This is a genomic window from Methylobacterium sp. 4-46, from assembly GCF_000019365.1.
Lineage (GTDB): Bacteria > Pseudomonadota > Alphaproteobacteria > Rhizobiales > Beijerinckiaceae > Methylobacterium.
Map to the genome: position 1 here is coordinate 3,509,222 of NC_010511.1, position 21,359 is coordinate 3,530,580.

General features: G+C 72.9%; 19 protein-coding genes. 9 read left to right on the top strand and 10 right to left on the bottom strand.

The features are described 5' to 3' along the window. Nucleotides 1-82 precede the first annotated feature (82 nt). Nucleotides 83-1,861 (top strand): hypothetical protein, encoded by a 1,779-nt coding sequence (locus M446_RS15185; protein ID WP_012332977.1) that lies wholly within the window; start codon nucleotides 83-85, stop codon nucleotides 1,859-1,861. A gap of 425 nt (nucleotides 1,862-2,286) precedes the next feature. Continuing rightward, nucleotides 2,287-3,057, top strand: a complete 771-nt coding sequence (locus M446_RS15190; RefSeq protein WP_012332978.1) for a hypothetical protein — start codon at nucleotides 2,287-2,289, stop codon at nucleotides 3,055-3,057. 114 nt (nucleotides 3,058-3,171) lie between these two features. Here the strand turns inward: M446_RS15190 and M446_RS15195 are convergent, their stop codons facing one another. Next, entirely contained in the window at nucleotides 3,172-3,480 is a 309-nt protein-coding gene (locus M446_RS15195) for a helix-turn-helix domain-containing protein (RefSeq protein ID WP_018260442.1), read from the bottom strand. A 416-nt stretch (nucleotides 3,481-3,896) separates the two neighbouring features. Between M446_RS15195 and M446_RS15200 the strand changes: the two genes are divergently transcribed. The 3 genes from M446_RS15200 (at nucleotide 3,897) to M446_RS15210 (ending at nucleotide 6,240) form a co-directional block, all read left to right on the top strand. Then, the gene (locus M446_RS15200; RefSeq protein WP_012332980.1) at nucleotides 3,897-4,460 is read left to right on the top strand and encodes a 2,4'-dihydroxyacetophenone dioxygenase family protein; all 564 of its coding nucleotides are present in this window, start codon (nucleotides 3,897-3,899) and stop codon (nucleotides 4,458-4,460) included. Between the two features lie 70 nt (nucleotides 4,461-4,530). Continuing rightward, complete coding sequence (locus tag M446_RS15205) at nucleotides 4,531-5,289, top strand: SDR family NAD(P)-dependent oxidoreductase (RefSeq protein WP_012332981.1); 759 nt, start codon at nucleotides 4,531-4,533, stop codon at nucleotides 5,287-5,289. A 15-nt stretch (nucleotides 5,290-5,304) separates the two neighbouring features. Then, nucleotides 5,305-6,240, top strand: a complete 936-nt coding sequence (locus M446_RS15210) for a 3-keto-5-aminohexanoate cleavage protein (protein ID WP_012332982.1) — start codon at nucleotides 5,305-5,307, stop codon at nucleotides 6,238-6,240. A 146-nt stretch (nucleotides 6,241-6,386) separates the two neighbouring features. Here M446_RS15210 and M446_RS15215 read toward each other — a convergent pair whose 3' ends face one another. The 8 genes from M446_RS15215 to M446_RS15250 all read right to left on the bottom strand — a co-directional run bounded on the left by M446_RS15215 (nucleotide 6,387) and on the right by M446_RS15250 (nucleotide 14,679). After that, on the bottom strand, nucleotides 6,387-6,803 hold the full coding sequence (locus M446_RS15215) for a helix-turn-helix domain-containing protein (protein ID WP_083784685.1): 417 nt from the start codon (nucleotides 6,801-6,803) through the stop codon (nucleotides 6,387-6,389). A gap of 28 nt (nucleotides 6,804-6,831) precedes the next feature. Continuing rightward, nucleotides 6,832-8,493: an apolipoprotein N-acyltransferase gene (gene lnt, locus M446_RS15220; protein ID WP_012332984.1), complete on the bottom strand. Its 1,662-nt coding sequence runs from the start codon at nucleotides 8,491-8,493 to the stop codon at nucleotides 6,832-6,834. Nucleotides 8,494-8,789: 296 nt separating this feature from the next. Beyond that, complete coding sequence (locus tag M446_RS15225; protein WP_012332985.1) at nucleotides 8,790-9,959, bottom strand: hemolysin family protein; 1,170 nt, start codon at nucleotides 9,957-9,959, stop codon at nucleotides 8,790-8,792. Between the two features lie 33 nt (nucleotides 9,960-9,992). Further along, on the bottom strand, nucleotides 9,993-10,472 hold the full coding sequence (gene ybeY, locus M446_RS15230; protein WP_012332986.1) for an rRNA maturation RNase YbeY: 480 nt from the start codon (nucleotides 10,470-10,472) through the stop codon (nucleotides 9,993-9,995). A 3-nt stretch (nucleotides 10,473-10,475) separates the two neighbouring features. After that, a complete protein-coding gene (locus tag M446_RS15235; protein ID WP_012332987.1) occupies nucleotides 10,476-11,573 on the bottom strand; it encodes a PhoH family protein in 1,098 nt (365 codons plus the stop codon). Between the two features lie 9 nt (nucleotides 11,574-11,582). Then, entirely contained in the window at nucleotides 11,583-12,926 is a 1,344-nt protein-coding gene (gene miaB, locus M446_RS15240; RefSeq protein ID WP_012332988.1) for a tRNA (N6-isopentenyl adenosine(37)-C2)-methylthiotransferase MiaB, read from the bottom strand. Between the two features lie 395 nt (nucleotides 12,927-13,321). Continuing rightward, nucleotides 13,322-13,726, bottom strand: a complete 405-nt coding sequence (locus M446_RS15245) for a hypothetical protein (RefSeq protein ID WP_012332989.1) — start codon at nucleotides 13,724-13,726, stop codon at nucleotides 13,322-13,324. A 53-nt stretch (nucleotides 13,727-13,779) separates the two neighbouring features. After that, nucleotides 13,780-14,679, bottom strand: a complete 900-nt coding sequence (locus M446_RS15250; RefSeq protein WP_012332990.1) for a hypothetical protein — start codon at nucleotides 14,677-14,679, stop codon at nucleotides 13,780-13,782. Between the two features lie 435 nt (nucleotides 14,680-15,114). On the opposite strand from M446_RS15250, the gene M446_RS15255 reads away from it, so the two are divergent. Both M446_RS15255 and M446_RS15260 read left to right on the top strand, forming a co-directional pair. After that, on the top strand, nucleotides 15,115-16,149 hold the full coding sequence (locus M446_RS15255; RefSeq protein WP_012332991.1) for an aspartate-semialdehyde dehydrogenase: 1,035 nt from the start codon (nucleotides 15,115-15,117) through the stop codon (nucleotides 16,147-16,149). Nucleotides 16,150-16,229: 80 nt separating this feature from the next. Then, nucleotides 16,230-17,750 (top strand): aldehyde dehydrogenase family protein, encoded by a 1,521-nt coding sequence (locus M446_RS15260; protein WP_012332992.1) that lies wholly within the window; start codon nucleotides 16,230-16,232, stop codon nucleotides 17,748-17,750. A 270-nt stretch (nucleotides 17,751-18,020) separates the two neighbouring features. Here the strand turns inward: M446_RS15260 and M446_RS15265 are convergent, their stop codons facing one another. Next, a complete protein-coding gene (locus tag M446_RS15265) occupies nucleotides 18,021-19,187 on the bottom strand; it encodes a M20 aminoacylase family protein (protein ID WP_012332993.1) in 1,167 nt (388 codons plus the stop codon). Nucleotides 19,188-19,393: 206 nt separating this feature from the next. Here M446_RS15265 and M446_RS15270 point away from each other — a divergent pair, with 206 nt between their 5' ends. Beyond that, complete coding sequence (locus M446_RS15270; protein ID WP_012332994.1) at nucleotides 19,394-20,272, top strand: aldose 1-epimerase family protein; 879 nt, start codon at nucleotides 19,394-19,396, stop codon at nucleotides 20,270-20,272. Between the two features lie 113 nt (nucleotides 20,273-20,385). Then, nucleotides 20,386-21,348, top strand: a complete 963-nt coding sequence (locus M446_RS15275) for a tyrosine recombinase XerC (protein ID WP_012332995.1) — start codon at nucleotides 20,386-20,388, stop codon at nucleotides 21,346-21,348. Nucleotides 21,349-21,359 lie beyond the last annotated feature (11 nt).

Below are 21,359 nucleotides of genomic sequence, written 5' to 3' on the forward strand. Positions count from 1 at the left end.
GAGGCGGGGCCGGGACCGGCCAGGGGTCGGCCGAGGGGTCGGCCGAGGGGCCGGCCAAGGGACCAGCCAGGGGAAATGCAGCATGGCCCTCCGACTCGTCACCGCACTCGCGCTCGCGCTCCTCCTGCCCGCGGCGGCCCCGGCGGCCCCGGAGCGCGGCGGGGCGCCGGCCGCCGGCCCGGACGCGGCGGCGCCGGACGGGCTCGACGTGATGGCGTTCATCCCCGAGCCCCTGCGCGCCGGCATCCGCGCGCGACGATCCACGGCCGACCTCACGCCCTACCTGCGCGAGGCCCTGGCGACGGGGCGTGCCCTGCGATTCCCGGCCGGCACCTACCCGGTCTGCGGCAGCCTGCCCCAGGCGAGCGGCCAACTCCTGCTCGGCGACGGCGTGACCTCGACCATCCTGAAGGTCGGGCCGTGCTACCAGGGCTCCGCCGCCGTCATCGAGGTGGCGGTGGGCGACAGTTCCGGGATCGACCGGATCGGCATCGTCTTCGACCAGAGCGGGGCCACCAGCCGCGACACCCTGCGCCGCTACCCCTGGGCCATCGATGTGCGGAACGCCAGCCGCTACAAGATCGGCCATCTGCGCCTCTCGAACGCCTGGAACGGCATCAACGGGCACCAGCCGGTCGAGGGCCCGAATCCCGGCGGATTGCAGATCGACCTGCTCGAACTCGGGATGTTCAACCAGGGCCTGCTGATCGACGGCGCCCTCGACTTCGTGCACGTGACCTCGGTGCATTGCTTCCCGTTCGACTTCGCGGCCGATCCCGAGCTGATGGCCGTGTGGGGCGATGGGCAGGGCACCTGCGTGGAGTTCGGGCGGGCGGACGGGCTCGACGTCAAGGCGATCACGACCTTCCAGAACAAGGTCGTGGCCAGGGCGCACGGCTGCTGCACGGCCCAGGGCTGCTGCAAGGGCGCCGCCCGCCACATCGCCCAGATCCAGCTCGACGGAGACCGCGCCGCCTACATCCACGAGGACGGCGACGTGATGCTCGGCCAGGTCAGCTCGACCAAGGGGGCCGATGCGCGGGCGGACGGGCCGGCGCTGCTGGTGAAGGGCGGCACGGTGCTGGTGCAGAGCCTGCGGCTCACCGGCGGCACCCTGGCGCCGAGCCTCCGGGTGACGGGCGGCCTCCTCAGCGTGCTCGGGGGCCATGTCGAGCAGCTGGTCGGCCGCTTCCCGGCCGCGGAGGTCACGGGCGGCCGCCTGATGATGAGCAACACGGCGCTGGCCGTGCAGGAGGGCGCGCGGCTCGAGGCCGGGTTCCTGTCCCAGGACGGAGGGGGCGTCCTGGTGGCGACGAACAACACCGCGCTGAACGCCCCGGGCGCGGGGGCGCTGGTGAGGATCGGGACAGACCTCGCGGGCCACCGCGTCGCCGGCAACGACTTCAACGGCTGGGGTTACGGGCTGCCGCCGGGGGCGCGGCGCGGCCAGTACGGCCCGAACCGGGTCGCGCCGTTCCCCTGGACGCCGGTGCTGGCGCGGCAGGCGCCCGGCGCGCCGCCGCGCGGCGCCGCCCAGCAGGGGCGCTACTGGTACGCGGAGGACGGCCTCCATTTCGAGGGCCGGGTCGTCGCGCCGGCCGATCCCTCCTGGCGCCCGCGCCTCCCGCTCAGGATCGGCGGCCTGCCGGTGCGGGGCGATGCCAGCTTGGCCTCCCGGCCCGTCACCCTGGGCGAGATCGGCGGCCTCGGCCCCATCCCGCTCACCGCCTTCCTGTCCGCCGCCGACGGCGCGATCGTCGTGACGGGGCCGGGCGACGCGCCCGCCCGGGGCTCGACCGGCGCGCCGGATCCCGGCGGCCCACTCGCGATCGGCTTCTCCGGCTTCCTGCCCCTGCGCTGAGCGGCGGTCGCCGCCCCGGCCCGGTTCTCCCGGCCCGCTCTCCCGGAACCCGGACCCCGCGCAGGGGCGCCGTCTCCGGCTCGGCACGCGGCAGCGCCCCGCGACGGCGGCCGAAACGCACTCTAGGTTAGATTATTAAACTCTAAGGCATGCCTCTCTCGACCGCCTCGACGCCTCGCTCGCATCCGGAGATTTGCCGATCGTCGCGATCTGCCTGGCTCCGGACACGGGCAGCTTCTCAAGACATGAAATGATCCATCCGTTGCATGGACAAATCAATTTTCGCTGCTTTCGATTGCGCCTGACGAAAATTCTTCCTCTCTTACGGCTTACCGGCGCAAATACATTGCAAGATAGGCGCGAGGGATTGCGCTATGACTGTCCGCGGCCGCCGAGTCGTGGCCGATGATCAGTGAGGATCTAACATGAATACCTTCAGTGAAGATGATGTCGTGAATAGCTGGATTTACAATATCCCCCAATATTATGATCATTTCGTGTTCGCCGACAATGCCGCGGCGACGGCGCGCGGGACGTTCCTCGGTGAGGACACCGCCGACCCGAACGCGAGCGGGACCGCGATCTACACGGAACTCACCAACCTTCCGACCGCGGTCTCCAGCATCCTCCAGCACAGCCAGAAGCGCGCCAACTTCAACCCGGCCACGCTCACCCCGGAGGCCCTGGCGGCAGCGTTCAACGGCTACGTCACCGAGATCGGCAACAACCCGTTCTTCGGCCTCTTGACGAACAACACCACCAAGCAGACCTTTGAGAGCAAAGATTACAACCTTCTTATCGATCAAATCAGCAATCTATACACGGGAGTATCGTCGAAGGATCTTCAGACGATCAAGACGGCCATCGCCGACATGGCGAAATCCGTCTTCGGCCAGGAACATTCACAACAATGGAAGAACTTGTTCTCGCAATCGACGATTGATATGAGCAATCTGTCACAACCGAAGCTCTATGTCTACTATACAGCGCTGTACATGGCGCACGACAAGAACGGAAAATCGGAAGTCTCGAAGCAGAGCTACGAGGTGCGCCGCACCGAGTTCTCGGTTCTGACTCTGAAAATCAAGGCCAATGCCGGCCGGCTGGTGGCGCTCGATACGACGGACGTCAATGGCTGGCTGGACAATGCCACGAGTCCCACCAACGCCGGCAGGAAGCTCTGCTTCGAGGCGTAACCCGCCCGAGGCCGCCCGCCGGCGAGCGGGAGCCGGCACCGCGGATCCCCGGGAGGGCGCCCCGTTCGCCGGGGCGCCCTCCTCCCGCCGCGAACCGTCCCGGCGCCCCCGCGGTCAGCGCGCGTGCTTGGTCAGGCACGCGAACAGGCCGATCACCTGGTCGACGAGGTCGCACGGCAGGTGCTGGCAGGTCGCCAGCAGCCTCGCCTCCCGCTCCGAGATCGCGCGATCGGCCGCGAGGTCCGGCGCGCCGCGCCCCAGGAGCAGCCAGTCCAGCGAGACGTCGAGCACCTCGCATATGCGCACGGCGTGCTCGGTCGAGATCTCCCCGCCGCCAACCCAGCGCGTCACGGAACTCGGATTGACGTCGAGTTCCGCCGCAAACGCGTAGAGCTTGGTCCTCCCCCGCAGCGCCAACGCCATCTGAAGCCGTTTTCCGCGCTCTCTCGGCATGGTCCGGATCCTGCGAAGCTGCCGGCCGGGGCATACGTCCGAGATCGCTCCCTGACAATCGTCGGCTCCGCGCCCGCCGACCGAATAATCATGGGTGACATGTCAGTTTGTGCGCCAGCGCACCCACAGATTATGCGCCCGCAGGCACGGCGCTATATATACGTCATGAGCATATGTATTTTAATGGTTTGCCCTGAGCCGCGGCGCAAGCACCCGACAATATGCCGTTCGCGTCAATCGGGAGCAAGCATTGCCGCCTCGCCTGGACTTGCCTCGACGCTGGACTTGCCTTGACGGAGGATGAGCGTGGCCGGCCGCGCGCCGCGCGGGGTGGATCTGCCGGCGCCTGCGCGCGTAGAGCTTGTGGGACGAGATCCGGAGGCCCCATGACCGAGACTGCCCGCACCGCCCTCGACACCCGCCTCGACACCCGCCTCGACACCCGCAAGATCGCCTACCAGCTGCCGCAGCCGGGCGGCATGGTGCCGGACATCTTCGTGGGCGGCGCCCTCGCCCTCGACGGCGACGAGCGCGACTGGGTGCCCCAATCGGCGGACGTCGCCTTCAAGCCCCTCGTGCTCTGCGTGAGCCAGGGCTACTACGTGAACATCCTGCGGGTGCGGGCGGCGGGCGTGCTGTCGCGGCACCGGCACAGCGGGCCGGTCCACGCCTTCACCCTGCGCGGGCGCTGGCGCTACCTGGAGCACGAGTGGGAGGCGACGCCCGGCGACTACGCCTTCGAGCCCCCCGGCGAGACCCACACGCTGGTCGTGCCCGACGACGTGACCGAGATGGCCACCCTGTTCCACGTCACGGGCGGCTATACCTACGTCGATCCCTACGGCCAGGCGCTCGGCTACGAGGACGTCTTCACCAAGCTCGACGCGGTGCGCCGGCACTACGAGCGGATCGGGCTCGGCGCCGCCCATGCCGACCGCCTGATCCGCTGACGCCGCTGGACAGGCCCCGTCCACCCTGCCAGTTTCGCGCGAAACACGATTTCGCAGGGTGGAAACGCGGATGATCAGTGCGGACCTGAGGGGGAAATCCGTCCTGGTGACCGGGGCAGCGTCGGGGATCGGGCTCGCGGCCGCGACCCTGTTCGCGCGCTGCGGCGCGGCGGTCGCCCTCAATCACCTGGCCGAGGACGGGCGCGGGCCGGAGGCCGCCGCGCGCCTCGCGGCGGAGGGCTACCGCGTCACGGCCGTCGCCGGCAGCGTCGCGCAGGCGGGCGAGGCGGAGGCGCTGGTCGGCCGGGCGGTCGAGGCGCTCGGCGGCCTCGACGTCCTGATCAACAATGCCGGCACCTCCGGCACCGCCCAGCCGATTCCCTTCGCCGATCTCGACGCGATGACGGAGGAGTTCTGGCAGACGATCCTCTCGACCAACCTGATCGGCCCGTACCGCTGCGCGCGCGCCGCGGCGCCCGCCCTCCGGGCCCGGCGCGGCGCCATCGTCAACACGGCCTCGGTGGCCGGCCTCGGCCGGCGCGGCTCCAGCATCGCCTACTCGGCCAGCAAGGCGGGGCTCGTGAACCTCACCCGCAGCCTCGCCCGGGCGCTCGCCCCCGAGGTGCGGGTCAACGCGGTCGCGCCGGGCCTGGTCGAGACGCCCTGGACCGAGGCCTGGCCGGCCGAGCGCAAGCAGGCGACCCTGTCGCGCACCCTGCTGGCGCGGCTCGCCAAGCCCGAGGACATCGCCGAGGCGATGCTCTTCCTGGCCGCGGGCGCGGCCTACGTGACCGGCGAGACCCTGGTGGTCGACGGCGGCAGCGACTGACGCGGGGAGGCACGCATGTCCGCCACCACCCTCTCGGGCAAGACTGTCATCACCTGCGCCCTCACGGGCTCGTTCGACACGCCGTCCCGGAACCCGGCCGTGCCGGTCTCCCCGCAGGAGATCGCGCGCTCGGCCCTGGAGGCGGCCGAGGCCGGGGCCGCCGTGGTCCACATCCACGTGCGCGACCCCGGCACCGCCAAGCCGAGCATGGACCTCGCCCTCTACCGCGAGGTCGTCGAGCGCATCCGCGAGCGCGACGAGGCGGTGATCCTCAACCTGACGACCGGAGCGGGCGGGCGCTTCGTGCCAGGCCCCGACGAGGAGCCGGCCCGGGCGGGCCCGGGCACCAGCCTCGCCTCGCCGGAGGCCCGGACCCGGCACGTGACGGCGCTGCGCCCGGAGATCTGCACTCTCGACGTGGCGACGATGAATTTCGGCGAGCACGCCTTCCTCAACACGCCGGGCCACCTGCGCGAGATGGCGGCGCGCATCCGCGACGCCGGCGCGCGGCCGGAGATCGAGGTGTTCGATCTCGGCCAGATCGAACTCGCCAAGCAGCTGATCGCCGAGGGCTACCTCGACCGGCCGCCCCTGTTCCAGATCTGCCTCGGGATCCCCTGGGGGGCGCCGGCGACGCCGGAGACGCTGCTGCAGATGCGCGACCGGCTGCCGCCGGACGCGATCTGGTCGGCCTTCGGGATCTCGCGGGCGGAGTTTCCGATCCTGGCGCTCGCCGCCACGGCCGGCGGCCACGTGCGGGTCGGGCTGGAGGACAATCTCTACCTCTCGCGCGGCCAGCTGGCCCCGAGCAACGCCGCCCTCGTCGAGAAGGCGGTGGCGCTCCTGGCCCTGCTCGATCGCGCTCCGGCGACCCCGGACGAGGCCCGCGCGCTGCTCGGCCTCCCGTCCCGCGAGGCGCCCGCGGACCGGGGCCGGGCGGGAGGCGGCTGAGCACCCCCGGGAGGCCGGTCCGGCCGCACGGTCCGGCGATTCGCCTGCCGGACCGGTCGCCGGAGGCGTCATGCGGATGTCGGCTTCGCTCACGCGCGGCGCGGGCTCGTGATCCGCGGTCCGGACGTGATCGTCCGGACCGCGGATCACTCCTCGACGACCGCGTCCTTGCCGCCGCCCATCGCCTCGACCAGCGAGACGACTCGCCGGCGCAGGAGCGGATCGTTCACGCGCTGGAAGGCGCGGACGAGCTGGAGGTCCTGACTCGTCCAGAACAGGTCGACGCTCGGGGCGCGCGCCGCGTCGCCGCGCTCCTCGTCGTGGCCGTTCTCGCTGCGCGGCGCGCCCTCGTAGAAAAATCCCACGGGCACGCCGAGCATTTCGGCGATCTGCTGCAGCCGGCTCGCACTGATGCGGTTGGCGCCCTTCTCGTACTTCTGGATCTGCTGGAAGGTGACGCCGAGCGCATCCCCCAGCTTCTCCTGACTTACCCCCATGAGAAGCCGCCGCACCCGCACCCGGTGGCCAACATGACGATCGATCGGATCCGGTGCTTTCTTCAAGTCCTGCTCCACACCCCGCACGGTGGCCTTACGGGCGTGCGCTCCCGATTCGGGCGCCCGCGGCCAGCAGGACCGACCCTAGAAGCAATGCGACGAAAAACAAATCGCCAAAACGTGCGTAGATCGTACTTTCCCCTAGGTCGCGCGGCAGCCTCACATCGAGGACGCCCTCCGCCCCGACTGGGAGCATGCCAGTCACCCGTCCGTAAGGATCGACCATGGCCGAGACGCCCGTGTTGGCAGCACGCGCGAGCGGCAGACCTTCCTCTACGGCACGCAGCCGGGCCTGGGCGAAATGCTGCCGCGGCCCGGGCGTGTCGCCGAACCAGCCGTCGTTGGTCAGGTTGAGGATCAGTCCGGCCCGCGGGCTCACCGAGGGCACGACGGCGCCGGGGAAGATGACCTCGTAGCAGATCGAGGCCGCGGCGGCCGGCAGGCCCGGCACCGAGAACGGGCGCCTCGCGCCCTCGGCGGCGGTGAAGCCGCCCGGCACGGACACGAATTGCCGCAGGCCGAGCGCGCGCAGGATGCGGTCGACCGGGGCGGGCAGGTACTCCCCGAACGGGACGAGGTGGTGCTTGTCGTAGGGCACGCCGACGAAGCCCTCGGCGCCGATGACCAGGATGCCGTTGTAGAAGTGCAGGCGCTCCCCCGGCAGGGGCTCGTCCGCGCGCGCGGCGCCGGTGACGAGGTACTTGCCCGGCGGCAGGGCGGCGGTGATCTGGCCGAGCGCCCGGGGCTCGCGCTGGATCAGGAACGGGAAGGCCGATTCGGGCCAGATCAGGTGGGTGACGTCGGCGAGCCCGCTCGATCCGGGGCCGGTCGCGCTGTCGCTGAGGCCGAGGTAGCGCTGAAGAATGCCCTCGCGGTTGCGCGGGTTGAAGCGCGCGTCCTGGGGGATGTCGGGCTGGACGAGGCGAAGCCGCACGCCCGGCACCTCCGGCACCTTGCCGGCGGGGACGCGCAGGGCGCCCGCCCCGGCGAGGAGCGCGAGTCCCGCCAGAGCGGCCAGGGTCGGCCAGCGGCGCGCCCGGGCGGTCGCGCCGGTGGCCAGCGTGGCGGGCGCCGCCCCGATCAGGACGGCGAGCAGGGTCAGGCCGTAGAGCCCGACGACGGAGGCCGCCTGCATCAGCCAGAGGTTCTGGCCGAGCGCCATGCCGAGGGTGTTCCAGGGGAAGCCCGTGAACAAGTGCCCGCGCAGCCACTCGGAGGCGGCGAGGCCGGCCGCCAGGGCGGCGATCCGCCCGGCGCCCCGCGACCAGACGAGCCGCGCCAGGGCGAAGCCGAGCCCGAAGAACAGCCCGAGCAGGGCGGGCAGGCCGAGCACGCCGAGGGGCATGAGCAGGGCGAACTCGTCGGCATCGACCAGGAAGGCGGCGCCGAGCCACCACAGCCCGGCGACGAAGTAGCCGAAGCCCCAGGCCCAGCCGATCGCCCCGGCGCTGGCCGCCGTGGCGAGGACGCGGCGCAGCCGGCCGCTCCCCGTCGCGGCGCCGTCGAGGAGCCAGACCGCCGGGACGAGCGCCACCGCCAGGGCGGGCAGGACCCCGAAGGGCGGCATGGCCAGGGCGCCGCAGGCGCCCGCCAGCCACGCCAGCGCGAGCCGGCGCCAGCCGCCCGCCAGGGCGAAGCGGTCCGCGAGGGCTCCGAGCCGCGAGGGCGCCGCGAAATCCGTTCCGTCTGGCCGCATGGGGTGATTCGCCGTGGTCGAGTGAGGCCGCCGGTCCGGCGCGAGGCGGTGAGGCCCCGGCCGCACTGGCCCGGGAAGATGAAGGGACGATAACAGTGGCGCCGCCGAGGCCGCCGAGGCCGCCGCGGGCGCGCGAGGCCCTCCCGGGGCGCGCCGCCCCGCGCGGGCCGGCGATCGCGGGATCGCGCCCGGAGGCCGCGCGGCCTCTCCCGCGCGCCTGGACGTGCCCGGACGGGTCGGGGGGCGCCTCCGGATTCGCTCCGCGGGGACGGGCGGGGGCCGAGGGGCCCCCACCCTCACGCCCCGGCGTCGACCGGGGCGCCGCTGCCGTTGAGCGTGCGGGGTGCCGGCAGGGCCAGGGGCTCCTCCGGGGCGGCGAGCTTGGCCGGGCCGTGGTGGAGGCGAAGCCGCTTGATGCGGCGTGGATCGGCGTCCAGCACCTCGACCTCGAAGTCGCCCGGAACCGCCACGACCTCGCCCCGGGACGGCACCCGCCCGGTGATGGTGACGACGAGGCCGCCGATCGTGTCGACCTCCTCGGCGAGTTCGCCCACCGCCCCGGCGATGTCGAAGCCGGTCGCCTCCGCGACGTCGTCGAGGCTCGCGCGCGCATCCGCCACGTAGATCTCGGCCTCGCCGTCGACCCGCAGCACCCGGTGCCCCTCGGCCACGTCGTGCTCGTCCTCGATGTCGCCGACCACGACCTCGATCAGGTCCTCGATCGAGATCAGCCCGTCGGTCCCGCCATACTCGTCGATGACGAGGGCCATGTGGGTCCGGCTGGCCTGCATCCGCACCAGGAGGTCGATCGCCGGCATCGAGGGCGGCACGTAGAGCACGGGCCGCAGGATCCGCGTGGCGGCGAGGGAGAGGTCGAGATCGACCTCGCACAGGTCGGGCGTCCGGGCGAGGTGCGGCCGGCGCGCCCGCCCGTCCCCCTGGATCACCGGCGGCGGCTCGGCCGCGGGCTTGGCCGGGGAGTTGGCCGGGGAGTTGGCCGGGGATCTGGCCGGGGATTTGGCGCCGTGGGCCGCGCCGGCCTCGGCGCGGGTGGCGAGGTGGTCGACGAAGTCGCGGATGTGGACCATGCCGCGGGGATCGTCCAGGGTGTCGCCGTAGACCGGCAGGCGCGAATGGCCCGCCGTCCGGAACACCTTCAGGAGTTCGCCGAGGGAGATCTCCGCCGGCACGGCGACGATGTCGGCCCGCGGCACCATCACGTCGTCGACCCGCACCCGGTGCAGGCTCAGCACGTTCTTCAGCATCGCCCGCTCGACGGGCGAGAAGGCGTGATCGCCCGACTGCGCCTCCGCCAGCGCGTCGGTGATCTCGTCGCGCGGAGCCTCCCGCGGCTTCAGGTGGAAGATGGTGAGGAGACGGTCATACCACGGCTCACGGGCCGGACTGTCCTCGTCCGGGGCGGGCTGGGCGGTCGCGGCGGCGCCACGACTTCGATCGTTGCTCATGTCTCTCTGGTCTGGAATTGCAGGATCCGCGGCTCATTCCGCGGGCTCGCCGTAGGGATCCGGAACGCCGAGCCGCGCCAGGGCCGCGGCCTCCAGAGCCTCCATCGCCTCGGCCTCGGCCTCGCCGGTCTCATGATCCTGGCCCAGGAGATGGAGCGTGCCATGAACCAGCAGATGCGCGAGATGGTGGCCGAGAGGCTTCGACTGCTCCCCACTCTCGCGCAGCATCGTGTCATACGCAAGAACCACGTCGCCGAGGGGCCGCGGCGCCCCGCCATGGGCGTGGCCGGCCGGGAAGGAGAGCACGTTCGTCGGCTTGTCCTTGCCGCGCCATGTGCGGTTGAGCTCCTGCACCGCCTCGTCGTCGGTGAGCAGGACGCTCACCTCGACCGCCTCCGCGGGCGGCAGGATCGCCAGGGCCGCCTCGACGGCGCGGCGCACGAAGGGGCCGAGATCCGGGATGGCCGCCTCCCAGCGCTCGTCCTCCAGGACGACGTCGATCTCGTTCTCCACGGCTCAGGCCCCGCGGCGCGGGGCGGGACGGTCCTCGGCCCCGGCGCGGCTCGTATCCGCCTCGTAGGCGCTGACGATCCGCCGCACCAGGTCGTGCCGGACCACGTCCGCGTCCTTGAAGGTGACGCGCCCGATCCCCTCCACGCCCTCCAGGATGCGGACCGCCTCGACGAGGCCGGATTTCTGGCCGGGCGGAAGGTCGATCTGGCTCGGATCGCCCGTCACGATCATCCGCGAGTTCTCGCCCAGGCGGGTCAGGAACATCTTCATCTGCATGGAGGTGGTGTTCTGCGCCTCGTCCAGCAGCACCACCGCGTTGGTGAGGGTGCGCCCGCGCATGAAGGCGAGCGGCGCGATCTCGATCATGCCGGTCTGCAGGCCCCGGTCGACGTGGCGCGCCTCCATGAAGTCGTAGAGCGCGTCGTAGATCGGGCGGAGATAGGGATCGACCTTCTCGCGCATGTCGCCGGGCAGGAAGCCGAGGCGCTCGCCCGCCTCGACGGCCGGGCGCGACAGGATCAGCCGCTCCGCGTGGCCCTGCTCCAGGAGCGAGACCGCGTGGCCGACCGCCAGCCAGGTCTTGCCGGTGCCGGCCGGCCCCTCGGCGAAGACGAGTTCGTTGGCGCGCAGGGCCTTGATGTAGGCGTCCTGCGCGGCGTTGCGGGCCCGCACGGCCCCGCGGCGGCGGGTGGCGATCTGGTCGAACTGCGCGCGCTCGCCGTTCGACGGGGCCTCGCTCGCCGGAAACAGGCTGCCCTGCAGGGAGGCCTCCTGGATGACGCCGTCGACGTCGCCGAGGGTCAGCGGCAGCCCGCCGCCGTCGCGCACCCGGGCATAGAGGGTCTCCAGCACGATCCGGGCCCGCTCGGCGGCCTCCGGCGTGCCCTTGACCACCACGTGGTTGCCGAGCGCGGTCGCGGTCACGCCGAGCCGCCGCTCCAGATGCGCCACGTTCTGGTCGTACTGGCCGAAGACCAGGCTGGCGAGGCGGTTGTCGTCGAAGGTGAGCGCGATCTCGGCGGCCTCGCTCAGGCCAGCGACCGGCCTGCCCGGCCCCTCGCGCCCCCGTCCGCCGCGTCCCGCGTTGTCGCCCGGTCGCACATGCGTCCCCTATGCTGCGGCGGCCGGGGCCGCCTCGGCCCGTTCCCCGAACAGGCTGTTCGATCCGGCGCGGGTGAGGCGCACCGGCAGGATCGTCCCGATCACCGCCGGCTCCGCCTCGATCTGCACCGCCTGGAGGTAGGGCGACTTGCCGGCGACCTGGCCCGGATGACGGCCGGGCTTCTCGATCAGCACCTCGACCGTGCGGCCGAGGCTGGCGAGGTTGAAGGCCCGGGCCTGCCCGTCGATCAGCGCCTGCAACGCGGCGAGGCGCTCGCGCTTGACCGCCTCCGGCACCGCGTCGGCGCTCTCCGCCGCGGGCGTGCCCGGGCGCGGGCTGTACTTGAACGAGAAGGCGCCCGAGAAGCCGATCTCCGCCACGAGCCGCATCGTCTCGGCGTGGTCCGCGTCGGTCTCGCCCGGGAAGCCGACGATGAAGTCGGAGGTGAGGGCGATGTCCGGCCGCGCCGCCCGGATCCGGTCGATCAGCCGCCGGTAGGTGTCCGCGTCGTGCCGGCGGTTCATGGCCGCCAGAATGCGGTCGGAGCCCGACTGCACCGGAAGGTGCAGGTAGGGCATCACCGCCGGGCAGTCCCGGTGGGCCGCGATCAGGTCGTCGTCCATGTCCCGCGGGTGGCTGGTCGTGTAGCGCAGCCGCGCGATGCCCGGCACCTCCGCGAGGCGGCGCATCAGGCGCCCGAGGGACCACGGGCGCCCGTCCGGCCCCTCGCCGTGGAAGGCGTTCACGTTCTGGCCGATCAGGGTGAGTTCCCGCGCGCCGCCCGCGGCCAGCCGCTCGGCCTCGGCGAGGATCTTCGCCACGGGCCGCGACACCTCCGCCCCCCGCGTGTAGGGCACGACGCAGAAGGCGCAGAACTTGTCGCAGCCCTCCTGCACGGTGAGGAAGGCGGAGGGACCGGCGACGCGGCGCGGGGGCAGGTGGTCGAACTTGTCGTCGAGGGGGAACTCGGTGTCGACGACCTTGCCGTCCCGGGCGCGGGCCAGGAGCTCCGGCAGCCGGTGGTAGCTCTGGGGTCCCACCACCACGTCGACGGCGGGGGCCCGGTGGATGATCTCGCGGCCCTCCGCCTGCGCCACGCAGCCCGCCACCACGATCGTGGTCTCGCGCCCCGCCCCGGCCCGCTCGCCCTTCAGGTCCCGCACCCGGCCGAGTTCGGAATAGACCTTCTCGGCCGCCTTCTCGCGGATGTGGCAGGTGTTGAGGATGACGACGTCCGCCTCCTCCATCGCCTCCGTCTCGGCGAAGCCCTCGCGGCCGAGGAGGTCGACCATCCGGGCCGCGTCGTAGACGTTCATCTGGCAGCCGTAGGATTTGACGAACGCTTTCTTCAACGAACCGGCCTTCGCGGATGGGGGAATGGGGCGACAGCCCCGTCATGTACGCGGTCGCGGCCGGAATGAGAATAGGGCGATGCCGCGCAGCGTCCCGCGCGGGCGGCGCCGGTTCGCCGGAGAAAAGAACGGCACGTCAGCGGCTTGGCCCGAATGGCGACCGCCCCCGGCCGGATCCCGCGAGGCACGGCCTCGGCCGGGCCCGCGGCGGGTCGTCCGGGAGCCGGCCGCCCGCGCCGCGAGCGTCCCGGGGGCGGCCCTGGGCAGAACGGCGTCGGGTGATTCTGCTCAGGCCCTTGTCTCCACATCATGTTTCGCTGACGCGGTGCTTCGGTTCGCCGCCGAAGCGGCGACCGCGTCGGCGCAAGCTGCTCGGATCACGAATGTTGCGCGGATCAGTAGCCGCGCGCCCGCGGCGAGGTCGGGTCGAGGTAGTCGAGGCCCGAGAGGTCGACCGTGACGGCGGCGCGGCGGGCGCCGATGAACGGCCCGTTGGTGATCGGGTCGGGCAGCACGCCGAAGCCGCCGAAGCGCTCGCGGTTGGCGATGTAGGGCGGCGAGGCGAGGTACGAGGCGGTGATGAAGTGCGGGTTCGTCGCCGGGTTGGAGACGGCGCCGGAATTCGCCTCCACGACGTTGCCGGCATCGAGCCAGCTGCGCGGGCGCACCCGGATGGCGAGGCCCTGGCCGCCGCGGGTGCTGCGGATGACGTAGGAATCCTGGGCCTGGGAGGCGGCGGTCTCGGCGCCGAGCGCCGCGAGGGAGAGAAGGCCGATCAGGGCCAGTCTGGACGTGCGCATGGCGGAACCTCGTTGTCGCGCCGCACCCTAGGCGGCGAGGTCATAAGGAAAGGTCAGCGGCTTGCCTCAGGATGACGTCCGAGCGCGGCCGTGGTTCCGGGCTCCAGCAACGCTTGGGCTGATTGTCGCACTTTCGCCGCATTCTTCCGGTCGCGCCCCTTTCGGGGCGCCAGCGCGGCGGCGGGCGGCGTGGGCGGCGCGCAGACCGGCCGGGCCGGCCGCGTCAGCAGATCGACGATCCCGGCGGGCAGCAGGACGCTGGGGCGCGCGGTCAGGCGGTCGATGGCGCAGCCGACCGCCGCGGGCTCGGGCGGCAGGCCCAGCGGCGCGCAGAGCCAGCCGTCGAGGCGCATTCCCGCGTCGAGGAGGCGGAAGGCCGTGCAGGCGCGGCGCCCTTCCGGCCCCGAGAGCGTCGCCTCGACGGTCTCGACCGGCCCGAAGCGGCTCTCGATCGCGCCGCGGTCGCCCGCGCGCAGGACGGCGAGCCCGTCATGCTCCGCGGCGCGGCGGGCGAGGGTCACGAACAGGCTCGCCTCCGGGTCGGGGGACTCGGCCAGGGTCAGGCGCAGGAAGGGCTGCTCGATGCTGCCGAACGCGCCGGCGACGAGGCTGTCCTCGCGCAGGCCGAGGCTCGGCCGGCGGCGGGCGGTGGCGCGCACCTCCTCGTCGCCCTCCAGGGCGTAGCGGTCCGCCGCCACGCCCTCCCAGGGGGGCGCGGCCGCGACCGCGGCGGCCTGCGCCTCGGCCTCCGCCTGCCGCCGCTCGCCCGCCAGGATGCTCAGGAGCGCGATCACGGCGGCCGCGCCGATGCAGCGCCGCAGCAGGCGCCAGCCCCCGCCGCCCGCCGCCCGCGGCAGCGGGCGCGGCAGGACGGGCTCGGCGGGACCGAGATCCCGGGCCAGGGCCCGGCCGGCCCGCGTGAGGGCCGCGTCATCGAAATCCCGATGCCTCACGGGGCCTCCGAACGCTCGCGCGGCCGTCGCGCGGCCGCCCCGCCATGCAAGCGCGCAGGCCTCGCCATCCGGTTGACGCCGGCGCGCCGTCCACGGAAGCGCGCGAACGTGGTGAACAATCCGTCACCGCATGACGGCCGCGCGATTCTGTTGCCGGCGCGGCCAAGCGGCCCTTGACAGATCCGCCGCCGCGCGGTGTTGGTGCGCTCGGCCGTGCCTCCGATGAGCGGAGCACCGTCCGGGGACGATTCACCGCGCCATGCGTGCCGCGTCGCAGACGACGAAAACGAAAGCGCTGACGGCGGTCATCGCCGGCTGAAGCCTCGCGTCGTCCTCGGATCCCTCCCCGTCCGCGGCGGACGGAGGCCGGGCTCCTTCGAGCGAGGCCCGATCACGATCTCCGGGGAGGGTCGTCGCCAAGCTGGAGTGAGTGAGATGGGTTACAAGGTCGCCGTCGTGGGAGCCACCGGCAATGTCGGCCGGGAGATGCTGGACATCCTGGCGGAGCGCGCCTTCCCGGCCGATACGGTCGTGGCGCTGGCCTCGCGCCGCAGCCTGGGCCAGGAGGTCTCCTTCGGCGACAGGACGCTGAAGGTCCAGGCCCTCGACCAGTACGACTTCTCCGACACGGACATCTGCCTGATGTCGGCGGGCGGCGAGACCTCGAAGGAATGGTCGCCGCGGATCGGCGCGCAGGGCTGCGTGGTGATCGATAATTCCTCGGCCTTCCGCTACGATTCCGACGTGCCGCTGATCGTGCCGGAGGTGAACGCGGACGCGGTCGTCGGCTTCTCGAAGAAGAACATCATCGCCAACCCGAACTGCTCGACCGCGCAGCTCGTGGTGGCGCTGAAGCCGCTGCACGACGCCGCCACCATCAAGCGCGTCGTCGTCGCCACCTACCAGTCGGTCTCCGGCGCCGGCAAGGACGCCATGGACGAGCTGTTCAACCAGACCCGCGCCGTCTTCACGGCCGGCGAGGTCAAGGTCCAGAAGTTCACCAAGCGGATCGCCTTCAACGTCATCCCCCACATCGACGTCTTCATGGAGGACGGCTCCACCAAGGAGGAGTGGAAGATGGTGGCCGAGACCAAGAAGATGCTGGATCCCAAGATCAAGCTGACGGCGACCTGCGTGCGGGTGCCGGTGTTCATCGGCCATTCGGAGGCGGTGAACGTGGAGTTCGAGCGGCCGATCAGCGCCGAGGAGGCGCGCGAGATCCTGCGCTCGGCGCCCGGCGTGCTGGTCGACGACAAGCGCGAGCCGGGCGGCTACATCACGCCCCACGAGGCGGCGGGCGAGGACGCGACCTACGTGTCGCGCATCCGCGAGGACATCACGGTCGAGAACGGCCTGTCCTTCTGGTGCGTCTCCGACAACCTGCGCAAGGGCGCGGCGCTGAACACGGTCCAGATCGCCGAGGTGCTGATCAACCGCAAGCTGATCAGCCCGAAGAACAAGGCGGCCTGAGGGCCCCCGGCCGGATCCGCGGCCGCGCCGGCGAGGTGCTCCGGCGCGGCCGCCTTTTGCCCCCAGCCCCGGACACCCGCATGGCCCCGACCGTCCTCTCCATCCGCGACGACCTCCTCGCCGTGCTGGAGCGGCTCGGCGTCCCGGCCTCCTTCGCCAGGACGGGCCTGCCGGTCCGCTCGCCCATCGACGGGCTGGTGATCGGCCACCTGCCCGAGACCCGGGAGGCCGGGCCGGCCATCGCGGCGGCCGCGGAGGCCTTCCCGGCCTGGCGCAGGGTGCCGGCGCCCCGCCGCGGCGAGCTGGTGCGGCTCCTCGGCGAGGAGTTGCGGGCCGCCAAGGCCGATCTCGGCCGGCTCGTCACCCTGGAGGCCGGCAAGATCCTCTCCGAGGGCCTCGGCGAGGTCCAGGAGATGATCGACATCTGCGACTTCGCGGTCGGCCTCTCGCGCCAGCTCCACGGCCTCACCATCGCGACCGAGCGCCCGGACCACCGCATGATGGAGGTCTGGCACCCGCTCGGGCCCTGCGGGGTGATCACGGCCTTCAACTTCCCGGTGGCGGTCTGGTCCTGGAACGCGGCGCTCGCCCTGGTCTGCGGCGATCCGGTGGTCTGGAAGCCCTCGGAGAAGACGCCGCTCACGGCCCTGGCCGTACAGGCCATCGCCGGGCGCGCGCTCGCGCGCTTCGGGCCCGAGGCGCCCCCCGGGCTGCTCTCGGTGCTGATCGGCGGGCGGGCCCTGGGCGAGGCGCTGGTGGCCGATCCGCGCATCCCCCTCGTCTCGGCCACCGGCTCGACCGCGATGGGGCGTCGGGTGGCGCCGATCCTGGCCGCGCGCTTCGCGCGCGCCATCCTGGAACTCGGCGGCAACAACGCCGCGATCATCGCGCCCTCGGCGGATCTCGACCTCGCGCTGCGGGCCGTCGCCTTCGCGGCGATGGGCACGGCCGGCCAGCGCTGCACCACGCTGCGGCGCCTCTTCGTGCACGAGAGCGTCGCCGGGAGCTTCCTGCCGCGGCTGCGGCAGGCCTACGCCTCGGTGCGGATCGGCGACCCTCGCGACCCGGCGACGCTGGTCGGCCCGCTGATCGACGTCGCGGCGGCCGAGGCCATGGCCCGCGCCCTCGACGAGGCCCGCGCCCTCGGCGCCGCGATCCATGGCGGGCAGCGCCTGACCGACATCCGCGGCGAGGAGGCGGCCTATCTCCGCCCGGCCCTGGTCGAGATGCAGGCGCAGGCCGGCCCGATGCTGCGCGAGACCTTCGCGCCGATCCTCTACGTGGTGCCCTACCGCGACCTCGCCGCGGCGATCGCGGCCCAGAACGCGGTGGCGGCGGGCCTCTCCTCCTCGATCTTCACCCGCGACCTCGGGGAGGCCGAGACCTTCCTGTCGGCGGCCGGGTCCGATTGCGGCATCGCCAACGTCAATATCGGCCCCTCGGGCGCCGAGATCGGCGGGGCCTTCGGCGGCGAGAAGGAGACGGGCGGCGGGCGCGAGGCCGGCTCGGATGCCTGGAAGGCCTACATGCGGCGGGCGACGAACACGATCAATTACGGCCGCGCCCTGCCCCTCGCCCAGGGCGTCAGCTTCGATCTCTGATCCCGACGGCCCTGTCTCATGACCGTCGGTTCGGTTCCCGAATGTTCGTCACGCCACCGGCTTGCGTCGACGATTCATGATGGTCGACGGCCCGATGCGGCAGCATCCTGGGCCGCCGGGGCGAGGCGCATCCGCTCTCGCCTCCTCCAAGCGGAATTGCCCCATGCAATTCTGCTCGGTCTCTTGGTCTCGCATCGTGTTTCGCCGACGCGGTCCTTCGGTTCGCCGCCGCACCGCTGAGCCCTTCGGCCCCGGCCGGCGGAATGAGGCTCAGGCCGGCATCGCCCGCTCGATCAGCCGCGCCCACAGGGACACGCCGTAGGGCGTGGCGGCATCGTTGAAATCGTAGGCCGGGTGGTGCAGGCCGGGCCCGTCGCCGGTGCCGAGGAAGATGTAGGCGCCCGGCCGCTCCTCCAGCATGTAGGAGAAGTCCTCCGCCCCCATCATCGGGTCGACGGCGCGGTTCACCCCGGCCTCGCCCGCGACCTCCTCGGCCACGTCGGCCATGAAGGCGGCCTGATCCGGGTGGTTGTCGGTCACCGGGTAGCCCCGCACGTAGTGGGTCGTGGCGCGCGCCCCGAAGGCCTCGGCGATCCCGGCCGCGAGCGCGCCGATCCGCGCCTCGCACAGCGCCCGCACCGGCTCGGCGAGGCAGCGCACCGTCCCGTTCAGCACCGCCGTCTGCGGGATGACGTTGAAGGCGTCGCCCGCCCGCACGGTCGTCACCGACACCACCGCGGAGGCGATCGGGTCGGCGTTGCGCGCCACAACCGATTGCAGGGCCGTGATGATCTGGGCGGCGACCACCACCGTGTCGATGCAATCGTGCGGCGCGGCCGCGTGGCCGCCGCGCCCCTCGATCGTGATCGTGAAGCGGTCCGCCGCCGCCATGATCGGCCCGGGCCGGATCGCGAAGGAGCCGAGGGGCAGTCCCGGCTTATTGTGCAGCCCGTAGACCTCCTGGATGCCGAAGCGCTCCATGAGGCCGTCCTTCACCATGGCGGCGCCGCCCCCGCCGCCCTCCTCCGCCGGCTGGAAGATCACCACCGCCGTGCCGTCGAAGTTGCGGGTCTCGGCGAGGTACCGGGCCGCGCCGAGCAGCATCGCGGTGTGGCCGTCATGGCCGCAGGCGTGCATCGTGCCGGGCACGGTCGAGCGGTAGGGCAGCTGGGTCGCCTCCTCGATCGGCAGCGCGTCCATGTCGGCGCGCAGCCCGATCGTGCGGCCGGACTCGGCCCTGCGGCCCCGGATGAGGCCGACGACGCCGGTCTTGCCGAGCCCGGTCACCACCTCGTCGCAGCCGAAGGCGCGCAGCTTCTCGGCGACGATGCCGGCGGTGCGGTCCACCGCGTAGAGGAGTTCCGGGTGCTGGTGGAAGTCGCGGCGCCAGCCCGTGATCTCGTCGGCGAGGGCGGAAACGCGGTTGATGACGGGCATGGCGGACTCTGGGGTGAGCGGGGATGGGCCGCCGCACAGCAAGCCCCGGGCCAGGGAGCAGGTCAACTCCGGCGCGCATTGCGCCCTGCGCATGGCCGGCCGCGCGGCCCGCCCGGCGACCCGCGCCCGGTGCAAGCTGGACCCTGGCCGGGGCGGTGGTCTAACTCTGCGCCGCGGCCCGGGCGCGGCCGCCCGGGGAGATCGCGATGAGTGAGACGGTGGAGATCCGCAGCGGCGACACCCGCGCCCGCATCGCCCTCGACGGCGCCGAGCCGGTCTCCTGGCAGGTGGCGGGCCGCGAATGCCTGTGGGGCGGCGACCCCGCGCACTGGAACCGCCACGCCCCCTGGCTCTTCCCGGTCGTCGGCGCCTCGGCGGAGGGGCAGGTGACGGTCGCGGGCCGCGCCTACCCGATGGGGCAGCACGGCTTCGCCCGCGACAGCCGCTTCACCCTGGTCGAGCAGGGTCCCGACCACGTCCGCCTGCGGCTCGAGGAGAGCGAGGCGACGCTGGCGCGCTACCCGTTCCGGTTCCGGCTCGAGATCACGGCGCGCCTGCGCCCGGGCGAACTCGCCCTCGCCTGCGAGGTCGCCAATCCGGGCGAGGAGCCCCTCCCCTACGCCCTCGGCTTCCACCCGGCCTTCCCGTGGCCCTTCGCGGGCGGCGCGCGCCGGGCGGGGGGCGGCTACGCGGTGCAGTTCGAGCGGGCCGAGACGCCCGCCGTGCCGGAGGTCGGCCCGGGCGGGCTGCTGCGGCGCGAGCGGCGCCCGGTGCCGCTCGACGGCGACCTCCTGGCGCTCGATCCGGAGACCTTCACGGAGGCCCTGGTCTTCCTCGCCGCGCGCAGCCGCTGGATGCGCTTCGTCGCCCCCTCCGGCGCCGCGATCCGGCTCGAGGCGGAGGATTTCCCGCACCTCGCCGTCTGGACGCGGCCGAGTGCCCCCTTCCTCTCCCTCGAATGCTGGACCGGCCACGCGGATTGGGTCGGGTTCTCGGGCGAACTCGCCGAGCGCGACTCGCAGCGCCTGCTCGCCCCGGGCGCGCAGGCGCGGCACGGGGTGGTGCTGGCCTTCGAGCCGGGCTGAGGGCGGGCGCAACCCGCGGTGGATGGCGGGCGCGTCGTCAACGGAGCCTCAACGGCTGACGGGTCTGCTGGGGCGGCCGCCCCGGCGGGGCGGCGCCACGAGGGACCCGCGCCGTGCTCCAGACCACGCCCCCCGACCTCCTCCCCGGCGCCGCGGACGTGCGGGAGGCGGTCGCCTCCTGGCTGACCCTGCTCGCGCGCGAGCGCCGCTTCTCGCCCAACACCGTCGAGGCCTATGCGCGGGACCTGCGCCAGTTCCTGGCCCACCGCGCGCGGGCGGGAACCCAGCCCGACATCCCGTCCCTCGTCGCCCTCAAGCCGCGCGACCTGCGCGCCTTCATGGCCGCGCGCCGGGCCGAGGGGATCGGCGGGCGCAGCCTGATGCGGGCGCTCGCGTCCCTGCGCTCCTTCGCCCGCCACCTGGAGCGGGAGGGGCACGGCACGGTCTCGGCCCTCTCCGCCGTGCGCTCGCCCAAGGTGGAGCGGCGGCTGCCACGGCCCCTCCCGGTCGCCGCCGCCGTGGCGCTGGCAAGCCCCGACATCCGGGCCGGCGAGGATCGCCCCGACTGGGTGCTCGCCCGCGACGCGGCGGTGCTCGCGCTGCTCTACGGGGCGGGTCTGCGCATCGGCGAGGCGCTGGGCCTGCGGCGCAAGGATGCGCCGGTCGGCGGCCTCGACACGCTCACCATCGTGGGCAAGGGGCAGAAGACCCGCATGGTGCCGGTGATCGCCCCGGTCCAGGCCGCCCTGGCCGAGTACCTCGCCGCCTGCCCCTACGCGCTCGCGCCGGACGGCCCGCTCTTCGTCGGGCAGAAGGGCGGCCCGCTCTCGCCCCGCGTGGTGCAGCTCGCGGTCGCGTCCCTGCGCGGCGCCCTCGGCCTGCCCGACAGCGCGACGCCCCACGCCCTGCGCCACTCCTTCGCCACGCATCTCCTGGCGCGGCAGGGGGACCTGCGCGCGATCCAGGACCTGCTCGGCCACGCCTCGCTGGCCACCACGCAGATCTACACCAAGGTCGATTCCGCCCGCCTGATGAGCGCCTTCGAGGCGGCGCATCCGCGGGCCGGGCGGATGTGATCCGGGATCCG

Coding starts and splice junctions, on each gene's coding strand:
- M446_RS15185 (WP_012332977.1), top strand. CDS start 83: ATGGCCCTCCGACTCGTCACCGCACTCGCGCTCGCGCTCCTCCTGCCC.
- M446_RS15190 (WP_012332978.1), top strand. CDS start 2,287: ATGAATACCTTCAGTGAAGATGATGTCGTGAATAGCTGGATTTACAAT.
- M446_RS15195 (WP_018260442.1), bottom strand. CDS start 3,480: ATGGCGTTGGCGCTGCGGGGGAGGACCAAGCTCTACGCGTTTGCGGCG.
- M446_RS15200 (WP_012332980.1), top strand. CDS start 3,897: ATGACCGAGACTGCCCGCACCGCCCTCGACACCCGCCTCGACACCCGC.
- M446_RS15205 (WP_012332981.1), top strand. CDS start 4,531: ATGATCAGTGCGGACCTGAGGGGGAAATCCGTCCTGGTGACCGGGGCA.
- M446_RS15210 (WP_012332982.1), top strand. CDS start 5,305: ATGTCCGCCACCACCCTCTCGGGCAAGACTGTCATCACCTGCGCCCTC.
- lnt (WP_012332984.1), bottom strand. CDS start 8,493: ATGCGGCCAGACGGAACGGATTTCGCGGCGCCCTCGCGGCTCGGAGCC.
- M446_RS15225 (WP_012332985.1), bottom strand. CDS start 9,959: ATGAGCAACGATCGAAGTCGTGGCGCCGCCGCGACCGCCCAGCCCGCC.
- M446_RS15245 (WP_012332989.1), bottom strand. CDS start 13,726: ATGCGCACGTCCAGACTGGCCCTGATCGGCCTTCTCTCCCTCGCGGCG.
- M446_RS15255 (WP_012332991.1), top strand. CDS start 15,115: ATGGGTTACAAGGTCGCCGTCGTGGGAGCCACCGGCAATGTCGGCCGG.
- M446_RS15260 (WP_012332992.1), top strand. CDS start 16,230: ATGGCCCCGACCGTCCTCTCCATCCGCGACGACCTCCTCGCCGTGCTG.
- M446_RS15265 (WP_012332993.1), bottom strand. CDS start 19,187: ATGCCCGTCATCAACCGCGTTTCCGCCCTCGCCGACGAGATCACGGGC.
- M446_RS15270 (WP_012332994.1), top strand. CDS start 19,394: ATGAGTGAGACGGTGGAGATCCGCAGCGGCGACACCCGCGCCCGCATC.